The following is a 17,812-nucleotide window of genomic DNA, read 5'->3' on the forward strand; positions in this document are numbered from 1 at the left end:
AATCGATTCGAGAGGTGATCCCCCATGAAAGCCCAAGGTCCTCTAAAAGGGGTTAAAGTGCTGGAGTTTGTCGGTCTGGGGCCGGCGCCGTTCTGCGCCATGATGCTGTCCGACATGGGCGCAGACGTGGTCCGTATCGACCGGCCCGGCGCCCACGGCCTCGGCGCCGCAGACGTGCTTGGCCGCGGCCGGCGCTCGGTGGCGCTCAATCTCAAGGATGAGGACGAGCTGGAAACCGCGCGGCAGCTGATCGCCAGCGCCGATATCCTGCTGGAAGGCTACCGGCCGGGCGTGATGGAACGGCTGGGTCTGGGCCCCGATATCGCGCTCGCGCGGAACCCGGCGCTGGTCTATGGCCGGATGACGGGCTGGGGCCAGTATGGCCCGCTGGCCCATGCCGCCGGCCACGATCTCAACTATATCGCCCTGACCGGTGCACTGGGTGCAATCGGTGATATCGAGAAGCCGGCCATTCCGCTCAATCTCGTCGGTGATTTCGGCGGCGGCGCCATGTATCTCGGCTTTGGCGTTCTGGCCGCGCTGCACCATGCCCGCGCCACGGGCGAGGGACAGGTCGTCGATGCCGCCATTGTCGATGGCGCGACCTCGCTGATGGCCTCGCAACACCAGCTGGCGGCAGTCGGTCTGTGGTCACCCGAACGGGGCACCAATCTGCTCGACGGCGCCGCGCACTTCTACAGCGTCTATGAATGCGCCGATGGCGGCTTCATTTCGGTCGGTCCTCTGGAGCCGGAGTTCTATGCCCTGCTGTGCGAGAAGACCGGGTTTGACGGTCAGGCCTGGCCGGCTGACTGGTCCGGCAAGGGCTGGGCCGAGGCCAAAAAGGAATTGGCGGCCCTGTTCAACTCCCAGCCACGCCAGCACTGGTGCGACCTCTTGGAAGGCAGCGATGCCTGTTTCGCGCCGGTCCTGACCTATGCCGAGTCTGCCGAGCATCCGCACATGGTCGAGCGGGGCGTTTATGTCGAGGTTGAGGGTGTCCGTCAGGCCGCACCGGCCCCGCGCTTCTCCCGGACGCCGGGCGCGATCCAGGGGATTGCCCCGACACCGGGTGCTGACCGCGAGGCGGTTCTGGCCGACTGGCTCAAAGGCTAGCCCCCGATACAAGCGATCCGGTCGGGTCAGGCCGGGTCGCGACGGGCGTGCAGGAAATCAGCGCCTTCGGTCCGCGCCTCGACGAGGCGGGTGCCGCGCAGGTCACAGAACCGCAGGCGGGCGCCGGTCAGGTTGGTGGCCAGGTTGCGTCCGCCGCCCAGGGTCAGTGGATCGAGCCGGGCACCGACAAGCCTCGCATGGCTGAGATTGGCTCCGGAAAGGTCGGCGCCGCGCAGGTCTGCCCCGCTCAGGTCACAGCGCCGCAAATCGGCTCCGGAGAGGCGCGCGCCCTGAAGCTCGGCCCCATGAAGGTCGAGCCCGGACAGATTGGCTCCGACGGCATGCAAGGCGGTCAGCGGGCTGCCCGCCAGGCCCTCGACCGCGCGCAGATCGAGCCCGTCCAGTCGCGCCGGCTGACCCTCGCGGCCATCGGTTCTGACGCGGCGGACATGGTCATCGATGCGCTGTTGCGGCGAACGCGGATCTGTATCGGGTGGAAGCTCTGAGCGCTCGGGTTGATCAGGAAGGGCGCCGGTCAGCAGGCCGGTCGTCTTGGCCATCATCATCGCGGCCTGATCCAGATCGGTATTGCGGCAATCGGCCTGCGACAGGTCGGCGCTTGCGAATCCGGTGCCGGCGAAGACGGCATTGACGAACACCGCGCCGGTCAGATCGGCGCGGCTGAAGCGGGTGCTGGCAAGGCTGGCCTCGTCGAACTGTGCCCCGCGGGCGCTCACTCCGGCGAGGCGCGCACCATCAAGGCGCGATCCCGACAGCTGTGCGCCGTCGAGCCGGGCCGGCCGGCTCTTGGCCACCGGGTGTCCGTCAACGGGGGTGAGGTCGGCCAGTTCCCGGAAATCGGCGCCTTCACACTGGCTGGCCGTCATGTCTGCGCTGGTGAAATCACAGCCGCGCAGATCCGCTCCGTCGAGCAGGCAGGCAATCAGTCGAGCCTCGACCAGATTGGCGCCGGCCAGGCGGGCGCCGCGCAGATCCGTTTCCGTGAGGTCCGCCCCGGTCAGGTTTGCCCCGGCAAGGTCGGCATCGCGCAAATCGCGGCCGGCCAGTGACAGACCGCTCAGATCAAGACCGGCGAGGACAGCGAGTTTCCCGCCCTCGACGCCCGCGAGCAACCGGCGGTGCGCCTCGCAGATCCGGTCCAGGGCGGGCTGGTCGACAGGAGGGGAGGCGGCAGTCTGGGGCAAGCACGGGTCCGGTTCGACAAGGTTTGAAATCAGGGCATTACCGCAAGAGAATAGACGACCGGTAAACGTTCAGGAAAGCGTTCATGTCGGGTTCAGGGCCGCTGCGCCATCTTCAACCTCGAGATCAGCGGACACCTTTTAGTCCCTCGCTCGTTCGCTGGGCTCGGTATCGTAAAGAATACCCCCGAAGCGCCGGTCGCCCCCAACGACCGGCGTTTCTTTATGCGGTCCGGCCCCATGCAGCCGGGCCCCAGGTGGGGTGACAGGTTTTGTCCGGGTGCCCTGTCATTGTGATCCTCAACGAAGCGAAAGCCGACGGAGAGATCAAAATGGCCATTGCAATCAATGCTTATGTCGAGGGTGTCAGCGGGCTGCGCAATGTGGTGCCGCACCGGTTCCGCGATGGGTTCTACCGCATGCAGCGTCCCGGCGACGAGATCGACTGCCTGCATGTGGAAGACCTGCGCTCGGTCTGCCGCTATTTGAACAAGGGCTACCAGCTGGCGATGAGCACCTCGGACGGCCATTCCATGCCGTCCTGGCAGCCGGCCGAGACCGTCCGCATCGCGATTCGCTGAGATCCGCCGGCCGTCGGTGTGATCAGGGCAGGCCGGGAAAATCGCTGCGGCGGTGATCCCGGACCATGTCCGCGAGGGCCTGCGGCGCCAACACCTCGACCTGATCACCCCAGGCATAGAGATGCCAGCACATCTCGAGCCAGCCACAGGCCATGAAACGCACGGTGAGGGACCCATCCGCCCCGGTCTCGCTGGTCTGGGCCGGGTGGAAGCGATAGCGGGCCGCATGTGGTGCGGCAGCAGGCGTGAAGCGCCAGACCACCTCGCCGAACTCGCGCTCGTCCTGGAACACCCCGAAAGCGCGATTGGCATAGGCGTCAAAGTCAAACCCGTCCTCGCGGGCAAACCAGTCGGCGGTGACTTCGGCCTGCTCGATATCCTCGACGCGGAAATGCCGCATATGACCGTCTTCGCGATTGCGGTCGCGCCCGACCAGGTAGCGCCGGGCACCGAGCAACAGTCCATAGGGCTCGATCCAGCGTTCCTTGGCCGCCTCGTCGCGGCGTCCGCGATAACGCAGTCTCAGCACGAAGGGTCCCTTGAGCGCTTCGGCAATCGCCGCATCCACCTGCGGGTCGGAGGCCGGTTGCGGGCCGGGGCGGGCGGCATGGCCCATGGCTTCCAGCAGCGCTTCCTCGTCGGCCTCGAGACCAGCGCGACGCTTGTCCGGCATCAGCAGGTCAATGGTGTTGCGCAAATTGCGCAATTGCCCGGCCTCGCGGGTCAGGCCCTCTCGTTCCAGGGTCGAAAAGGCCAGCTCGAGAGCGGCGACCTCGTCGGCCTGCGGGGCGAAGAACTCGCCCACGCGCCGTCGCGGCACCCGCCAGCGCTTGACGCCCTCGCCATCGACATGATCCTCGGTGTCCGGGAAGACCTGCTCGAGCGCCTGGGTCATGCGCTGGGCGGTGCGCCGGACGCAGCCGAACTCGGCCTCGATCTCAGTCAGTGAGACGCCGCCGAAATTGCTGGCCATCCGCGCCAGGCGGAGCAGATCAACGGCTTTGGAAAAAGACATGCAGCTTTCCTGATTTCCGGGCGCGCCCGAGGCGAGCAATCTGGTAGACTCAGCGGCGCGTCAATTGCATTCGACAAGACATGAACCCGCCACTCAACCCGCTTCCTCCCTATCTGCAGCCCGTGATCCGCGTCGTGCGGGTCATCATTGCCGCCATCAGCCGCGCGATGGCGCGCGATGTCATGCTGTTTGCGGGCGGCGCGTCCTTTTTCGGGATGCTCGCACTGTTCCCGGCGATCGCGCTGGCGATGTCGGTCTATGGCCTCCTGTTCTCGGTCGAGGACGCCGAGCAGCAGATTGGCCGTCTGGCGGAGATCATGCCCGCCGGCGCCCAGGACTTTGTCCTGGGACAGATGGGCCGGCTCGCCGACGCCCCGATTGCAGCCCTGTCCTTCAACGGCGCCATTGCCCTGGCGATCGCCCTGTTCGCGGCCTCGCGTGGTGCCAAGGCAATCATTGCCGGGCTCAATCACATGGCCGAGGACCGCGACATCCGCAATATCCTGCACTTCAACATCCTTGCGATGCTCAGCGTCCTGGTCGGAGGCGCGCTGCTGACTGCGGCCAATCTCGCCGTACTGCTCATCCCGGTCCTGCTGGCTCGGCTGTTTGTCATGCTGGGGCTGGATCCGCTCGACCTCGGCTTTGTGGTCAATGAATGGACCTCGTCGGCGGCCTTCATGTTCATCGCGCTCGAGCTGCTCTATCGTGTCACCATGCGCAAACGCAGTGAAGCGGTGGGTTGGCGGGCGTCCACGGTCGCCGCCCTGGTCGCGACGGGCTTGTGGCTCGGCTTGTCCAAGGGCTTTTCCGCCTATGTCGGCCAGGTGATCGATTTCAGCGTCTATGGCTCGCTTGGTGCCCTTGTCGTCTTCCTGCTGTGGATTTATTGGTCCGCCTATGCGGTCTTCTTCGGCGGTGCGCTGGCGATCGAGATCGACACCCGCATTCGCGCCGCGCGCGAGGCGCGTGTCGCGCTGACAGTGTCGGGCTAGCTATTTGGCGCTGTCGCGATATAAACATGAACCGAATATCAACTTCGAAACGGGGTTCGCATGAAAAAGGTATTTGCCGACGCCCAGGCCGCGCTTGACGGTCTGGTCTTCGACGGGATGACGCTGATGGCCGGAGGGTTCGGCCTGTGTGGCATTCCGGAAAATTCCATCGCCGCCTTGCACAAGGCTGGCGTCAAGGACCTGACCGTGATCTCGAATAATTGCGGGGTCGACGGCTTCGGCCTCGGCGTGCTGCTGGACGCCAAGCAGATCCGGAAAATGATCTCCTCCTACGTCGGTGAGAACAAGGAGTTCGAGCGTCAATTCCTGTCTGGTGAGCTGGAGCTGGAATTCAACCCGCAGGGCACGCTGGCCGAGCGCATCCGCGCTGGCGGCGCAGGCATTCCGGGCTTCTTCACCAAGACCGGCGTCGGCACGCTGATCGCCGAGGGCAAGGAGCATCGCGAGTTCGACGGCGAGACCTATATCATGGAGACCGGACTGAAGGCCGACGTCTCCATCGTCAAGGCCTGGAAGGCCGACCCGCAGGGCAATCTCGTCTTCCGCAAGACTGCGCGCAATTTCAACCCGATGATGGCGACGGCCGGCAAGGTCACCGTGGCCGAGGTCGAGGAAATCGTCGAGCTGGGTGAGCTGAACCCGGACGAGATCCACACGCCGGGCATCTTCGTCCAGCGCCTGTTTGTCGGCAGTTTCGAAAAGCGCATCGAGCAACGCACCATTCGCGAAAGGGAGGTCGCATAATGGCCTGGACCCGTGATGAAATGGCGGCTCGTGCCGCCCGGGAACTGAAGGACGGTTTCTACGTCAATCTCGGCATCGGCATCCCGACGCTGGTCGCCAACCATATTGCCGAGGATATCGACGTCACCCTGCAGTCGGAAAACGGCATGCTGGGCATGGGGCCGTTCCCCTATGACGACGAGGTCGATGCCGACCTGATCAATGCCGGCAAGCAGACCATCACCGAGCTGCGCCGCACGAGCTATTTCTCCTCGGCCGACAGCTTTGCCATGATCCGCGGCGGTCATATCGATCTTTCGATCCTGGGTGCAATGGAGATCTCCGAGACCGGCGATATCGCCAACTGGATGATCCCCGGCAAGCTGGTCAAGGGCATGGGCGGCGCGATGGATCTCGTCGCCGGCGTCAAGCGGGTTGTGGTGATCATGGATCACGCCAACAAGGCCGGTGAGCCCAAGCTGCTCAAGGAATGCACCCTGCCGCTGACCGGTCAGGCCTGCGTCCACCGCATCATCACCACGCTGGGCGTGTTTGATGTGGTCGAGGATGGTCTGGAACTGATCGAGCTGGCGCCTGACGCAACGCTGGAGCTTGTCGCCGAGCAGACCGAGGCGAAGTACCGGGTTTCCGGTTCGCTGGTCCAGCACGAAGCGGCCTGAGCCTTACCCACATTGCCGGCGGGCCTCCCAGTCAGGCCTGAAATGACAGGAAAGGGTTGCTCCGCCTTGCGGGGCGACCCTTTTGCATGCGGCCAGTCCCAAAACCAGGCGAGCCTGTCGGCGCGACAGAATCAGCACGCAACCACATTGACGGCCAGCCCGCCCTGGCTGGTTTCCTTGTACTTTTCCTGCATGTCGACGCCGGTCTGACGCATGGTCTCGATAACCTGGTCGAGCGAAACCTTCATGTCCGACGAGGTCGCCCGGAGCGCCAGTCGCGCGGCATCGATCGCCTTGATCGCACCGATGGCGTTGCGCTCGATGCACGGGATCTGCACCAGGCCACCGACCGGGTCACAGGTCAGGCCGAGATTGTGCTCCATGCCGATCTCGGCGGCATCCTCGATCTGGGCGTTGTTGGCACCCATCGCGGCGGCGAGGGCGGCGGCGGCCATCGAGCAGGCGACACCGACTTCCCCCTGACAACCGGCTTCGGCGCCGGAGATGGAGGCGTTCTTCTTGTAGAGCGAGCCGATGGCGGCAGCGGTCAGGAAGAAACGCTGAAGGGCTTCCTCATCGTCCTGATCGCGATGGTATTTGTCGAAATAGCGGGCCACCGCCGGAATGATGCCGGCCGCGCCATTGGTCGGCGCTGTCACCACGCGTCCGCCGGCAGCGTTTTCCTCATTGACCGCCATCGCCCAGAGATTGATCCAGTCCATCGCCGCGAGCGGGTCCTTCTTGGGATCGACCGGCTCGGCGACCAAATCACGGTACAGCTTCGGCGCACGCCGCCTCACGTTCAGCCCGCCGGGCAGGATGCCATCCTGCTTCAGGCCCCGGTCGATACAGTCCTCCATGGCCCGCCACAGACCATCAACGCCGGCGCGAATGGTGTCCTCGGGCAGGAAGGTGCGCTCGTTTGCGAGCATGATGCGGTGGATCGAGAGGCCCTCGCGCTCGCCGATTTCCAGCAGTTCGGCGGCCGAGTTGAAGGGGAAGGGTTCGCCTTCCTTCACGTCCGCGGCCGAATTGCGTCCGGCCTCCTGTTCGTCGATGACAAAGCCGCCGCCGATGGAATACCAGATCTCCTCGCGCAGGACGTCGCCAGCCTCGTCGAGGGCCCGGAATTTCATGGCATTGGAGTGGAAGGGGAGACGGATATCGCCCCGGAAATCGAGATCGGCCCGTTCGTTGAAGGCGACCACCTGGCCATCAGTCAGCTTGAGGGTTTTCTCCTCGCGGATCCGGGCGAGACGGTCGGCGATCGTGTCCGGGTTGATCCGCGCCGGATCGCTGCCCTCCAGACCGAGGAGAACCGCCGTGTCCGTGCCATGGCCCAGCCCGGTCAGCGCGAGCGAGCCATAAAGTTCGGTCTCGATCCGCGCGACGGCCTTGCCGTTGGCCTCGGCCAGCACCCGTTCAACAAAGACCTTGGCCGCCTTCATCGGCCCCACCGTGTGGGAGCTCGACGGGCCGATACCGATCTTGAAGAGGTCGAAAACACCGAAATGCATGGCAGGGGCTCTCTGGGTCTGGACGGGACGAGGCGATAAGGGCAGTACGGCCTAGCTGTCGCCGAGTCCCTGATCGCGGGTGAAGGCGTTGAAGCAGATGATGGTCTGCGTGTCCTTGATCCCGGCGATGGTCTGGACCTTCTGGTTCACGAAGCGGCCGATATCGGTCTCGTCCTGAAGCGTGAAGCGGGCCAGCAGATCGAAGGCACCGGAGATCGAATGCACCATCGGCGCCTCGTCGAGATTGTCGACGAGTTTGGCCGCCACATCATAGGTGTGGCCCAGCTCGCATTTGATGAAAACGTAGAATTGACGCATGGCAAACTCCTTCGGATCGGCCGCTTGGCCGCGTGCGCAGCAAAGGTTGCCGAGCACAGTATCGACAAGTGATGACGGGTTGAACCGCTGGTGATCAGACCGGGCCGGCCTTCGCCAGTGCGAAGACGGTCAGGCTCAGGTCACAGCAGAGCGGACCGAGAAGCGCTCCTGCCGCCATTCACCGCTCTGCATGACCCCGGCGAGGGTATCCACGGCGGTCCAGACATCTTCATGGCTCACATAAAGGGGCGTGAAGCCGAAGCGCAGGATGTCCGGCGCCCGGAAATCACCGATCACGCCGCGGGCGATCAGCGCCTGCATGATGGCATAGCCGTCAGGGTGGGCGATCGAGACCTGGGAACCGCGCTCGGCCGCATTGCGGGGACTGCGCAGCTCGAACCCGTCGAGACGGGCTTCCACCAGCTCGATGAAGAGATCGCCCAGGGCCTGCGATTTGGCGCGGACATCGTCCATATCGGCTTCGAGCATGATGTCGAGCCCGACCTCGAGTGCCGCCATGCCGAGAATGCCGGGCGTGCCGCACTGGAAGCGGTCAATCCCGGGTGCGGCTTCATAACCATCATCGAAGGCAAAGGGACGGGCATGGCCGAGCCAGCCGGACAGGACCGGGAAGATCTTGTCGTGATGGCGCTTGGCCGCAAACAGGAAGGCCGGCGCGCCGGGCCCCCCATTGAGATATTTGTAGCCGCAGCCGACCGCAAAATCGGCCTCGAAAGCATTGAGCGATACCGGCATCGCGCCGGCGCTGTGACTGAGATCCCAGATCACCGGAATACCCTTGGCGTGCGCCTTGCGGGTCAGGGCGGCCATGTCGTGCAACTGGCCCGACTTGTAGTGCGTATGGGTCAGAAGGAGGGCGGCGACATCCTCGGTCAGGGCGTCCTCTATCGCCTCGCGGGCGACCAGGGACTGCCGGATACGGCCACCGGAGAAGGCTGCAATGCCCTCCATCATATAGGCGTCAGTCGGGAAGTTGCCGGCCTCGGAGAGGATGATGGAACGCCCGGGGGAGAGTTGAATACATGCGCACAAGGCCTTGAAGATGTTCACGGATGTCGATTCACCCGCGATCACCTCATCATCTCCGGCGCCGATCAGGCGGGCGATCTTGGCGCCGAGGCGGCCGGGCGCGTTGATCCAGTCATTGGTGTTCCAGGAGCGGATCAGGTCCTCGCCCCATTCGCGCCGGATCACATCCTCCATCCGCGCCGGCACGTCGACCGGCAGGGCACCCAGTGAATTGCCGTCCAGATAGATGACGCCGTCCGGCAGGGTGAAGCGCGCGCGGAAACCGGCCAGCGGATCAGCGGCGTCGAGCGCCCGTATGTCGGCGAGGGTTTTCATGGCAGCTCTCTCAGAATGGCGCGAACCGGGGCCGCGTCGGCGCCGGCGATTTTCAGGGGCAGGGCGATCAGTTCGTAGGCGCCGTCCGGGACATCATCAAGCACCAGGCCTTCGAGGATCCGCATGTCATGCCGGCGGACCGTATGATGAGCGTCGAGCGTCTTGGAGGTTTCCGGGTCGAGCGAGGCTGCATCGACGCCGATCAGGCGGCAGCCGCACGCGGCGAGACGTTCGATCGTCTCGGCCTGAATGGCCCGGAAGCCGGAGTCCCAGCGGTCATGGGGAAAGTCGGAATAGGTCCGGATCAATACCCGCTCGGCGCTACCGATCGCGGCCCAGTCAAGGTCCTCGGGGCACACGTGCGGGCCGTCACCGCGGGCGGTCACCACCACACAGCGGCCCAGATAGGGGGCCAGATCCGTCCCCGCGATATCAAGGCCGTCCGGATCGTAATGACCGGGCGCATCGGCATGGGCACCGCTATGGGTGGACAGGGTGAGGCGGGACACCTTGACCGGACACTCCGGACCAATCGACCAGACCGCCTCGCAGGCGAACGCGGTATCTCCCGGCCAGACCGGGAGGCCGGGCCGCAGCGTTTGCGAAATGTCCCACATCCTGCGCATCGCCATCCGCCTAGAGCGAGGTCCGGACGGTCCAGATCTCCGGGAAGAAACGCAGATCGAGCGCCTTGACCAGGTAGGACACGCCGCCGGTCCCGCCGGTCCCGCGGCGATACCCGATGATGCGCTCCACGGTCTTCATGTGATTGAATCGCCATTGCTGGAACTTGTGCTCAAGATCAACCAGCTTCTCGCCGAGTTCATAGGCTTCCCAGTGGGTCTCGCTGTCGCGATAGATCATGCGCCAGACGTCCTCGACAGCGGCGCTGGCCTCATAGGGCTCCGACCAGTCACGCTCGAGCTTGTCGGCGGGCAGGTCATAGCCCTTGCGGGCCAGCCAGCGCAGCGCCTCGTCCCACAGGCTGGGGCTTTGCAGCGCTTCATTGACCATCTTGAAGGCCGGCGGATTGCTGGCATGGACGCGGGCGAGGGCGGCGTTCTTGTTGCCGAGCCGGTATTCCAGCGTGCGATACTGGAAGGACTGGAAACCGGACGAGGCACCCAGCTTGTCGCGGAAGGCGAGATAATCGGCCGGCGTCATCGTCGCGAGCACGTCCCAGGCCTTGATCAGCTGTTCCTGGATACGGCTCACCCGGGCGAACTTTTTCAGCGCCGGGCCGGCATTGTCGGCCCGCAGATCGGCCAGTCCGCCGGCGGTCTCGTGCAGCAGCAGCTTCATCCACAATTCGGCGACGTGATGGATCACCACGAAGAGCATTTCGTCATGCTCGTCGGTCAGCGGTTTTTGTGCCGCGAGGAGCGTGTCCAGGGCGAGATAGCCGCCATAGGACATCTCGTCCTTGAAGTCCCAGTGGATATCCTCGCCGGATACATCCACACGGGACGAGAATGTCTCGCTCATGCCGCAACTCCCCGTTCTCCGGCGGCGGGTCGGATCGACTCGCCAGCGCCGTCGTCGTTGCCCTGAGGTTTAGGGGTTAAGCAGCCCGACTGGCAACCGCGCGGCTCGCTTGAAGCGGGCGCGCGCCGTGCCTAGTTTGCGCTCAGACATGGGGAGAGCAGTATGGAAGCCGCTGTTGAACAGACGGTCTGGGACGTGATCGCGCTCTATCTGCGCCAAGGCTATCTCCACATCCTGCCGATGGGGCTGGATCATATCCTGTTCGTGCTGGCGCTGTTCTTTGCCTCGACCCGGCTCAAGCCGCTGATCTGGCAGATCTCCGCCTTCACCCTTGCGCATGCGCTGACCCTCGGCCTCGCGACGCTGGGTTATCTGCGTCTCGACCCCGCCATCGTCGAGCCGATCATCGCGCTCTCGATTGCGTTCGTGGCGATCGAGAACCTCGTCTTCAAGGACATGACCCGCTGGCGCCCCGCCATCGTCTTCGGCTTTGGCCTGTTCCACGGCCTCGGCTTTGCCGGCGTGCTGGCCGATTACGGTTTGCCGCAGGACCAGATCCTGCCCTCGCTGCTCAGCTTCAATGTCGGGGTCGAGGCGGGCCAGTTGACCATTATCGGCACCTGCTGGCTGATCCTGCACCGCTTTGCCGATGCGGACTGGTATCCGTGGCTGGTCCGCCTCGCTTCGGGTGCCATCGCGCTGATGGCCCTGTGGTGGACCGTTGAGCGGGTTTTCCTTGGCGGCTAGCGACACAGCGTTCGAAACATGAAAAAGGCGGCCCCGATGGAGCCGCCTTTTCCGTGTCACACGCGTGTCAGTCCAGATCGAACCGATCAGTCCCAACCGCAATCGCGGGTCGCGTTCTGCTCCTGCAGGTGGAGCATCAGCGGCTCGAAATAGGCGATGATGGCCGAGCCATCCATTTCGCGGGTCCCGGTGAAGGCTTCCAGCGCGTCCGGCCAGGGCTGCGATGCCCCCATTTCCATCATGGCGTTGAAGCGCGCGCCGACTTCCTCATTGCCGTAAATCGAGCAGCGGTGCAGCGGGCCTTCCCAGCCGGCCATCTCGCAGGCCGCCTGGTGGAACTGGAACTGCATGATGAAGCTCAGGAAGTAGCGCAGGTAAGGCACATTGTTGGCGATGTGGTATTTCGAGCCCGGATCGAAGGCGTTCTCGCCGCGCTCGGTCGGCGGCACGATGCCCTGATAGCTCTGGCGAAGCTCCCACCAGGCCTCGTTATAATCCTCCGGCTGAATCTCGCCGCGCAGCACCTGCCAGCGCCACTGGTCCATCATGATGGCGAACGGCAGGAAGGCGATCTTGTCGAGCGCGGTATCCATCAACAGGCCGAGATCCGCTGACGCGTCGGGCACATCGGCCGGATCGAGCAGACCAATCTGGACCAGATAATCCGGCGTCACCGACAGGGCGATGAAGTCGCCGATTGCCTCGTGGAAGCCGTCATGGGCACCGTTCTGGAACAGGAAATCCTGCTGGTTATAGGCCCGCTGGTAGAAATTGTGGCCGAGCTCGTGGTGCACGGTGACGAAGTCGTCGGCGGTGACGCGCGTGCACATCTTGATGCGCAGATCGTCGACACTGTCGAGATTCCAGGCTGAAGCGTGGCAGGCGACCTGGCGATCGCGCGGCTGCACGATCAGGGAGCGCTCCCAGAAGGTGTCCGGCAGCTCTTCCATGCCGAGGGAGGTAAAGAAACTCTCCGCCGTCTCGGTCATGCGGATCGGGTCATAATCGGCATCGACCAGAAGCTGGGTCAGGTCATAGGCCGGCCCGGCATCGCTCACGGAGGCGACATCGGCCAGCGCGGCCCAGGACTGGGCCCACATATTGCCCAGCAGGTCGGCGCGGATCGGTCCCTCGGCGGGCTGGACTTCATCGCCATAAAGACCGTTCAGCTCGGCCCGGACCGTACAATGCAGCTGCTCGTAGAGCGGCTCGACCTGGCCCCACAGGCGTTCGACTTCGGCTTCCATCTCGGCGGCCGGCATGTCGTAGTTGGAGAGCCACATTTCGGCGAGATCGGAGAAGCCGAGATCGCGGGCGCCGGCATTGGCGATCTCGACCATTTCGGCATAGTCGGTGGCCATCTGCTCGGGGTCATAGCTGTCACGCCAGCCGGTCCAGACATGCGACAGGAATTCCGGGTCGCGGCTGGTCCGCATGATGTTTTCCAGCTCGTTATGGTCGACCATCTCGCCGTCGATTTCCATCAGCCCGGTTGAATAGGCCGAACCCATGCGCGTCGTCAGCTCTGACAGGCGCGCGGCGGCAGCGCTGTCAGACGGGGCGGGCAGGGTGATGCCGGCCCGCAGGACATTCATCTTGCGCGACATCTCGGTAGTCAGGTCGAGATCATTGAAGCGCGCGGTCTCGGTGGCGAGGCGCACGGACATCTCGGTGCCCTGCGTCGACATGCGCTCAAGCAGCCAGTTGGTGTCATAGGTGATGAAGTTGTTCTGAACCCAGGCGGTGCGGCTGCCGAACTCGCTGAATGCGCGCAGCTCGTCTTCCGCATCGCTGAGGAATTGCGCCGCATCCGCGACGGTTGGTGCGGCGGCACCCGAATCAGGGGTTGCGGTCGCCGCGCTGTCGGCGGCCGGATCGGTGCCCGGCGCGCTGCATCCGGCCAGAAGGACCAGAAGGGCGCCGGAAGCGACGCCCGTCATCAAACGTTTCATGATTTCTCTCCCCGTCTGCCGCCAAGCGGCAGGAATAATTACCGGCCACCATCCTGCGATGCTGGGCATGCAGGTCAAGTAATCTTGCCGCGATTGCGGACCCGGAGCGCCAAAACCGGCGCTATCCGGCCGCTGCCGCGCGCATGACGCGTTCCATGCCGTCGAGAAAGGCCGAACGGTCCTTCGGGCCGAAAGGCTTGGCCCCACTGGTCACGGCCCCGGCCTCCCGCAGGTCTGTCATCAAGTTCCGGGTCGCCAAAGAGGCGCCGATATTATCCGCCGTCCAGGCCTTGCCGCGCGGATCAATCCCGATCGCCCCGGCCTTGATGCAGCGATCCGCCAGCGGAATATCGGCGGTCACGAAGACATCGCCCGGCCCTATATTTTCGGCGATCCAGTCATCGGCCGCATCCAGCCGCCCTTCGACGATCACCAGCCGCGCCCATTGCGAATTCGGTCGGCGCAGGCCGCCGTCGCAGACAAACAGCATCTCGGTCTGGTGGCGTTCGCCCACCCGGATGATCTCGTCCTTCACCGGACAGGCATCGGCATCGACATAAATCGTCATCGTCTAGAGCTCGGTCACCAGGGCCAGCATGGCATCGAGATTGGCAGCGCCGAGCTTGCGGCAACGCTCGGGTGACCAGCCGTATTCCGGGTCGGGCAGGTCTGCATTGTCCTTGAAGGGCATTTCCAGCGTCATCGCCAGGCATTTGAATTCATTGGCGAGATAATTGGTGCAGACCGAGAGGTTGGCGGTGCCCGGCGCGTCGACATCATAGCCATGCTCGGTCTGGAAGTCCGGGCTGGCGAGGCAAAGGGCGTCCTTGTAGCCATCGAGCAGGTCCTGTCCGCGCTGGTCGAAATTGGGCGCACCTTCGCCGCCGGCGATGAAGTTGTAGGGCAGGGCCTCGTCACCGTGGACGTCGAGCGCCAGATCGATCCCGGTTGCGCGCATGCGATTGAGGACGTGAAAGACCTCCGGCGAGTTTTCCAGGCTGGCCTTGTCCCATTCCCGGTTGAGATTGATGCCCTTGGCATTGGTGCGCAGATGGCCGCGCTTCGAGCCGTCCGGGTTCATGTTGGGCACGATATGGAAGACCGCGTGACCGCGCAGCTTGCGCGCGACCGGATCATCATCATCGAGCAGTCGGGCGAGGAAGCCCTCCATCCACCATTCCGCCATGGTCTCGCCGGGATGCTGGCGCGCCGTGACCCAGATCGTCCGGGTCGCGCTGTCTGCCTCACCCACCGTCAACAGGTCGATGGGCTGACCGTCGAGGGTCTCGCCGAGCACTTCCAGCTCGACCGCATGGTGGAGCTGGGCCGAGGCGATCAGGTCCTGGTGACGCTCCATCGAGAAAGGTGCAAAATAGGCAAACCAGACCGTGTCGGCCTCGGCCAGATGGTGCAGGGTGAGGACCCCGTCGGCATACTCGGTGTCGACCCGGAACCAGGTCTCGCGGTCATAGGACGCACAGGCGCGATAGTCAGGCCAGCCTTCCAGATAGGCGGCGCCACCGGCATTCTCGATCGCCATGGAAAGCTGTTCGCCCATCGCGCCGGTGACCCGGAAATGGAACCACTGATAGAAGTCCGAGCCGTTATCCTTGCGAATCTCGAGCCGGATCCGGCGGGGATCGGCCGCGTCGAGGACCTCGATATTGCCGCTGTCGAAGGCGTCGGTGATGTGCAGGCCCATAATGGTCTCCGATTTCTCGCTAAAGCGTGACTCGCTTGTGAGGTTGATAGACCATATCCCGCCGTCAATCGACGGCGCGCCTGCGTCGAGGCTCGGGAGATACATACATGATGATCTGGCTATCCCGCGCAGTCCGCTTTGGACTGCCGCTTTTCATTTCGGCGATCTTTCTTGACTCGCTGCGCTACAAGTTCACCGACGCGCCCGAAACCCGGGTGATCTTCGGGCGTCTCGACGACTGGGCCGCCAGCCTCGGTGCGCCGGGCCTGTTTGATCACACCGGCCTCTTCAGCCAATACGTGATCGGATCGGCAGAACTCATTGCTTCGGCATTGCTATTGATTGGATTTATACCGGCCTTCCGGCGGTTTCAGGTGCTGGGCAGTGCACTCGGTCTTGCCATCATGAGCGGCGCAATCAGCTTCCACCTGTTCACGCCGCTTGGCATTGATCCCAATTCAGATGGCGGCGGGCTTTTCGTGGCGGCTTGCCTCGTCTGGCTGTCCTGCCTGACCTTGCTGACCCTCAAGCGTCAGGAAGCCCTGGCGCTCGGATGCGGGCTTTTGCGTGCGATCATCCCGACCAGTCGATAGCCGAGCAGGACGGCCAGAATGCCGCCATGGATCCAGGGGCCGAGCTGGTTGCCCTTGACCATGAAGCCGTGGTGAAAGACCGCCAGAATGGCGAGCGGGTAGACGAGGCGGTGCAGGCCTTGCCAGCGTTGCCCGCCGAGCCAGCGCTGCATCCGGTTGAATGAGGTGATCGCCAGCGGGATCAGCAGCACGAAGGCGCTCATGCCGAGCGTGATGTAGATGCGGTCGGTCACATCGCGCCACAGGGCGGCCAGGGCGCCGGTTGCCGTGCCGGCCTCGATGAAGAGGTCGAGCACCAGATAGGCGAGGATGTGCAGCAGGGCGTACCAGAAAGCGGCCAGCCCGATGCGGCGCCGGATCATCATGACCGGACCCCACCGCGTAAGATCGCGTACCGGTGTCACCGCCAGTGAAATCAGCAGGATGAGGATCGCCGTATCGCCCAGAAAGCGGTGGGTGGTCTCGATCGGATTGAAACCGAGATCATGTGCCTGCCTGGTCAGGAGCAGCGTCCACTGCCAGCCCAGCCACAGGCCAGGCATGGCCAGCAGCCAGAAGACCAGCGGCTTCATGATATGGCGGCGGAATGTCCGCAGGGCGGGATGACGGGCCATGCCTTTGCCTGATCCGGTCCGGCCTAATGGTTCTCGATCAGGTCCATGCCCGCATACATGTGAGCGACCTGCTCGGAATAGCCGTTGAACATCTCGGTATCACGTCGGGCAAACACATTGCCGCCGATGACACGCTCCGACGACTGGCTCCAGCGCGGGTGGGCGCGGTTCGGATTCACGTTGGAATAAAAGCCGTATTCATGCGGCGCCGACAGGTTCCAGCTGGTATCCGGCTGCTCGGAGACAAAGCGGATCCTGGAAATCGACTTGATCGACTTGTAGCCATATTTCCACGGCACCACGAGACGAACCGGAGCGCCGTTCTGGTTGGGCAGAACCTCGCCATAGAGGCCAACCGCGAGGAAGGCGAGCTCGTTCATCGCCTCATCCATGCGCAGACCCTCGACATAGGGCCAGTCAAGCACGCGATAGCGTGTGCCCCGCATCTCGTCGCGATCCAGATGGGTTTCGAACTGGATATAACGGGCGTCCGAGGTCGGTTCGAAAGAGGCCAGCACACGCGACAGCGGAACGCCGACCCAGGGCACGACCATCGACCAGGCCTCGACACAGCGCAGGCGATAGATCCGCTCTTCAAGATTGGTGAAATCGACCACATCCTCAAGCGCAAACCGGCCCGTGCGCCCGGCATGGCCCTCGACCTCGATCGACCACGGATCGGTGGTCATCGCGCCGGCATAGCGGGCCGGCTCATCCTTGCCGATGCCGAATTCGTAGAAATTGTTATAGCCGGTAACGGCGGGATAGGGAGTCTGGGGATCGGCGACGGTGTAGTCGGTCGCGCGATAGTCCAGGGCGCCGGATGTTGGCCGGGTCCCCGTGGCTGCGGGTGCCTGAGCCGTGCTCGATCCGCCCGATTGGGCCTCGCAGCCTGCCAGACCGGTCAACGCCAGAGCGCCGCCGGAGGCAATGATGCTGCGCCGGTTGAGATAGAGGCCTTTCGGGGTGACATCGGCCTCGCGGCTCTGCCAGGGGCGGTTCTTGCGAATGAACATGGGTTGGTATCCGTGCCTGCTTTCACCTGAAACTAGGGCAATTCCCGCTGACGTCTTCCCCCTCCACGGATTTGTGATGTTTCCGTGCAGTCACGTCATCCCGACGCGCCTCGATTTGACCGCGGCGAGGGCCATTTTGCCGGGCCTGAAACCCTCGTGCCAGACGGGTC

19 protein-coding genes are annotated in these 17,812 nt (G+C 64.1%); 7 read left to right on the plus strand and 12 right to left on the minus strand.

The annotated features are described in order from the left end of the window. Positions 1–24: 24 nt before the first annotated feature. Positions 25–1,116, plus strand: a complete 1,092-nt coding sequence (locus tag AAA969_RS06690) for a CaiB/BaiF CoA-transferase family protein (protein WP_338244902.1) — start codon at positions 25–27, stop codon at positions 1,114–1,116. Between the two features lie 26 nt (positions 1,117–1,142). Here AAA969_RS06690 and AAA969_RS06695 read toward each other — a convergent pair whose 3' ends face one another. Continuing rightward, the gene (locus AAA969_RS06695) at positions 1,143–2,321 is read right to left on the minus strand and encodes a pentapeptide repeat-containing protein (protein ID WP_338244904.1); all 1,179 of its coding nucleotides are present in this window, start codon (positions 2,319–2,321) and stop codon (positions 1,143–1,145) included. A 329-nt stretch (positions 2,322–2,650) separates the two neighbouring features. On the opposite strand from AAA969_RS06695, the gene AAA969_RS06700 reads away from it, so the two are divergent. Next, positions 2,651–2,899, plus strand: coding sequence for a hypothetical protein (locus tag AAA969_RS06700; protein WP_075189855.1), 249 nt, complete (start codon positions 2,651–2,653; stop codon positions 2,897–2,899). Between the two features lie 22 nt (positions 2,900–2,921). Here the strand turns inward: AAA969_RS06700 and AAA969_RS06705 are convergent, their stop codons facing one another. Continuing rightward, entirely contained in the window at positions 2,922–3,914 is a 993-nt protein-coding gene (locus AAA969_RS06705; protein WP_338244908.1) for a helix-turn-helix transcriptional regulator, read from the minus strand. Positions 3,915–3,994: 80 nt separating this feature from the next. Here AAA969_RS06705 and AAA969_RS06710 point away from each other — a divergent pair, with 80 nt between their 5' ends. From AAA969_RS06710 to AAA969_RS06720, 3 genes are read left to right on the plus strand one after another with little or no spacing between them, the layout of a single operon-like run. Beyond that, positions 3,995–4,909: a YihY/virulence factor BrkB family protein gene (locus tag AAA969_RS06710; protein ID WP_338244910.1), complete on the plus strand. Its 915-nt coding sequence runs from the start codon at positions 3,995–3,997 to the stop codon at positions 4,907–4,909. Between the two features lie 60 nt (positions 4,910–4,969). Then, positions 4,970–5,674, plus strand: coding sequence for a CoA transferase subunit A (locus tag AAA969_RS06715; RefSeq protein ID WP_338244912.1), 705 nt, complete (start codon positions 4,970–4,972; stop codon positions 5,672–5,674). After that, positions 5,674–6,333 (plus strand): CoA transferase subunit B, encoded by a 660-nt coding sequence (locus AAA969_RS06720; RefSeq protein WP_338244914.1) that lies wholly within the window; start codon positions 5,674–5,676, stop codon positions 6,331–6,333. Before AAA969_RS06715 ends, AAA969_RS06720 begins: the two co-directional genes overlap by 1 nt. 131 nt (positions 6,334–6,464) lie before the next feature. On the opposite strand, the gene AAA969_RS06725 is transcribed toward AAA969_RS06720, so the two are convergent. From AAA969_RS06725 to kynA, 5 genes are all read right to left on the minus strand, one after another. Next, positions 6,465–7,850, minus strand: a complete 1,386-nt coding sequence (locus tag AAA969_RS06725) for an L-serine ammonia-lyase (protein ID WP_338244916.1) — start codon at positions 7,848–7,850, stop codon at positions 6,465–6,467. 51 nt (positions 7,851–7,901) lie between these two features. Then, on the minus strand, positions 7,902–8,168 hold the full coding sequence (locus AAA969_RS06730) for an Lrp/AsnC ligand binding domain-containing protein (protein WP_338244918.1): 267 nt from the start codon (positions 8,166–8,168) through the stop codon (positions 7,902–7,904). 135 nt (positions 8,169–8,303) lie between these two features. Next, positions 8,304–9,533 carry a kynureninase gene (gene kynU / locus AAA969_RS06735; RefSeq protein WP_338244920.1) on the minus strand — a complete coding sequence of 410 codons (1,230 nt, stop codon included), beginning with the start codon at positions 9,531–9,533 and terminating at the stop codon, positions 8,304–8,306. After that, on the minus strand, positions 9,530–10,159 hold the full coding sequence (kynB, locus tag AAA969_RS06740; protein ID WP_338244922.1) for an arylformamidase: 630 nt from the start codon (positions 10,157–10,159) through the stop codon (positions 9,530–9,532). Before kynB ends, kynU begins: the two co-directional genes overlap by 4 nt. A gap of 10 nt (positions 10,160–10,169) precedes the next feature. Continuing rightward, positions 10,170–11,018, minus strand: coding sequence for a tryptophan 2,3-dioxygenase (kynA, locus tag AAA969_RS06745; RefSeq protein ID WP_338244924.1), 849 nt, complete (start codon positions 11,016–11,018; stop codon positions 10,170–10,172). Between the two features lie 162 nt (positions 11,019–11,180). On the opposite strand from kynA, the gene AAA969_RS06750 reads away from it, so the two are divergent. Next, positions 11,181–11,765 (plus strand): HupE/UreJ family protein, encoded by a 585-nt coding sequence (locus AAA969_RS06750; RefSeq protein ID WP_338244926.1) that lies wholly within the window; start codon positions 11,181–11,183, stop codon positions 11,763–11,765. An 86-nt stretch (positions 11,766–11,851) separates the two neighbouring features. On the opposite strand, the gene AAA969_RS06755 is transcribed toward AAA969_RS06750, so the two are convergent. From AAA969_RS06755 to AAA969_RS06765, 3 genes are all read right to left on the minus strand, one after another. After that, positions 11,852–13,717, minus strand: a complete 1,866-nt coding sequence (locus AAA969_RS06755) for a M2 family metallopeptidase (RefSeq protein WP_338244928.1) — start codon at positions 13,715–13,717, stop codon at positions 11,852–11,854. A gap of 121 nt (positions 13,718–13,838) precedes the next feature. After that, positions 13,839–14,285, minus strand: a complete 447-nt coding sequence (locus AAA969_RS06760; RefSeq protein ID WP_338244930.1) for a YaiI/YqxD family protein — start codon at positions 14,283–14,285, stop codon at positions 13,839–13,841. A 3-nt stretch (positions 14,286–14,288) separates the two neighbouring features. After that, positions 14,289–15,413, minus strand: a complete 1,125-nt coding sequence (locus AAA969_RS06765) for a M14 family metallopeptidase (protein ID WP_425325039.1) — start codon at positions 15,411–15,413, stop codon at positions 14,289–14,291. Between the two features lie 113 nt (positions 15,414–15,526). On the opposite strand from AAA969_RS06765, the gene AAA969_RS06770 reads away from it, so the two are divergent. Beyond that, positions 15,527–16,012: a hypothetical protein gene (locus AAA969_RS06770; RefSeq protein ID WP_338244934.1), complete on the plus strand. Its 486-nt coding sequence runs from the start codon at positions 15,527–15,529 to the stop codon at positions 16,010–16,012. On the opposite strand, the gene AAA969_RS06775 is transcribed toward AAA969_RS06770, so the two are convergent. Next, positions 15,952–16,626, minus strand: a complete 675-nt coding sequence (locus AAA969_RS06775) for a sulfite oxidase heme-binding subunit YedZ (RefSeq protein WP_338244936.1) — start codon at positions 16,624–16,626, stop codon at positions 15,952–15,954. The two genes, AAA969_RS06770 and AAA969_RS06775, sit on opposite strands and share 61 nt — an antisense overlap. A gap of 23 nt (positions 16,627–16,649) precedes the next feature. Further along, positions 16,650–17,642: a protein-methionine-sulfoxide reductase catalytic subunit MsrP gene (gene msrP, locus AAA969_RS06780; protein ID WP_338244938.1), complete on the minus strand. Its 993-nt coding sequence runs from the start codon at positions 17,640–17,642 to the stop codon at positions 16,650–16,652. Positions 17,643–17,812 lie beyond the last annotated feature (170 nt).

Source organism: Maricaulis maris, from assembly GCF_036322705.1.
GTDB classification, from domain to species: domain Bacteria; phylum Pseudomonadota; class Alphaproteobacteria; order Caulobacterales; family Maricaulaceae; genus Maricaulis; species Maricaulis maris_B.

Coding starts and splice junctions, on each gene's coding strand:
- kynA (WP_338244924.1), bottom strand. CDS start 11,018: ATGAGCGAGACATTCTCGTCCCGTGTGGATGTATCCGGCGAGGATATC.
- AAA969_RS06705 (WP_338244908.1), bottom strand. CDS start 3,914: ATGTCTTTTTCCAAAGCCGTTGATCTGCTCCGCCTGGCGCGGATGGCC.
- AAA969_RS06755 (WP_338244928.1), bottom strand. CDS start 13,717: ATGAAACGTTTGATGACGGGCGTCGCTTCCGGCGCCCTTCTGGTCCTT.
- AAA969_RS06690 (WP_338244902.1), top strand. CDS start 25: ATGAAAGCCCAAGGTCCTCTAAAAGGGGTTAAAGTGCTGGAGTTTGTC.
- AAA969_RS06725 (WP_338244916.1), bottom strand. CDS start 7,850: ATGCATTTCGGTGTTTTCGACCTCTTCAAGATCGGTATCGGCCCGTCG.
- AAA969_RS06775 (WP_338244936.1), bottom strand. CDS start 16,626: ATGGCCCGTCATCCCGCCCTGCGGACATTCCGCCGCCATATCATGAAG.
- AAA969_RS06730 (WP_338244918.1), bottom strand. CDS start 8,168: ATGCGTCAATTCTACGTTTTCATCAAATGCGAGCTGGGCCACACCTAT.
- AAA969_RS06715 (WP_338244912.1), top strand. CDS start 4,970: ATGAAAAAGGTATTTGCCGACGCCCAGGCCGCGCTTGACGGTCTGGTC.
- kynB (WP_338244922.1), bottom strand. CDS start 10,159: ATGCGCAGGATGTGGGACATTTCGCAAACGCTGCGGCCCGGCCTCCCG.
- AAA969_RS06720 (WP_338244914.1), top strand. CDS start 5,674: ATGGCCTGGACCCGTGATGAAATGGCGGCTCGTGCCGCCCGGGAACTG.
- AAA969_RS06760 (WP_338244930.1), bottom strand. CDS start 14,285: ATGACGATTTATGTCGATGCCGATGCCTGTCCGGTGAAGGACGAGATC.
- AAA969_RS06710 (WP_338244910.1), top strand. CDS start 3,995: ATGAACCCGCCACTCAACCCGCTTCCTCCCTATCTGCAGCCCGTGATC.
- kynU (WP_338244920.1), bottom strand. CDS start 9,533: ATGAAAACCCTCGCCGACATACGGGCGCTCGACGCCGCTGATCCGCTG.
- msrP (WP_338244938.1), bottom strand. CDS start 17,642: ATGTTCATTCGCAAGAACCGCCCCTGGCAGAGCCGCGAGGCCGATGTC.
- AAA969_RS06750 (WP_338244926.1), top strand. CDS start 11,181: ATGGAAGCCGCTGTTGAACAGACGGTCTGGGACGTGATCGCGCTCTAT.
- AAA969_RS06700 (WP_075189855.1), top strand. CDS start 2,651: ATGGCCATTGCAATCAATGCTTATGTCGAGGGTGTCAGCGGGCTGCGC.
- AAA969_RS06770 (WP_338244934.1), top strand. CDS start 15,527: ATGATGATCTGGCTATCCCGCGCAGTCCGCTTTGGACTGCCGCTTTTC.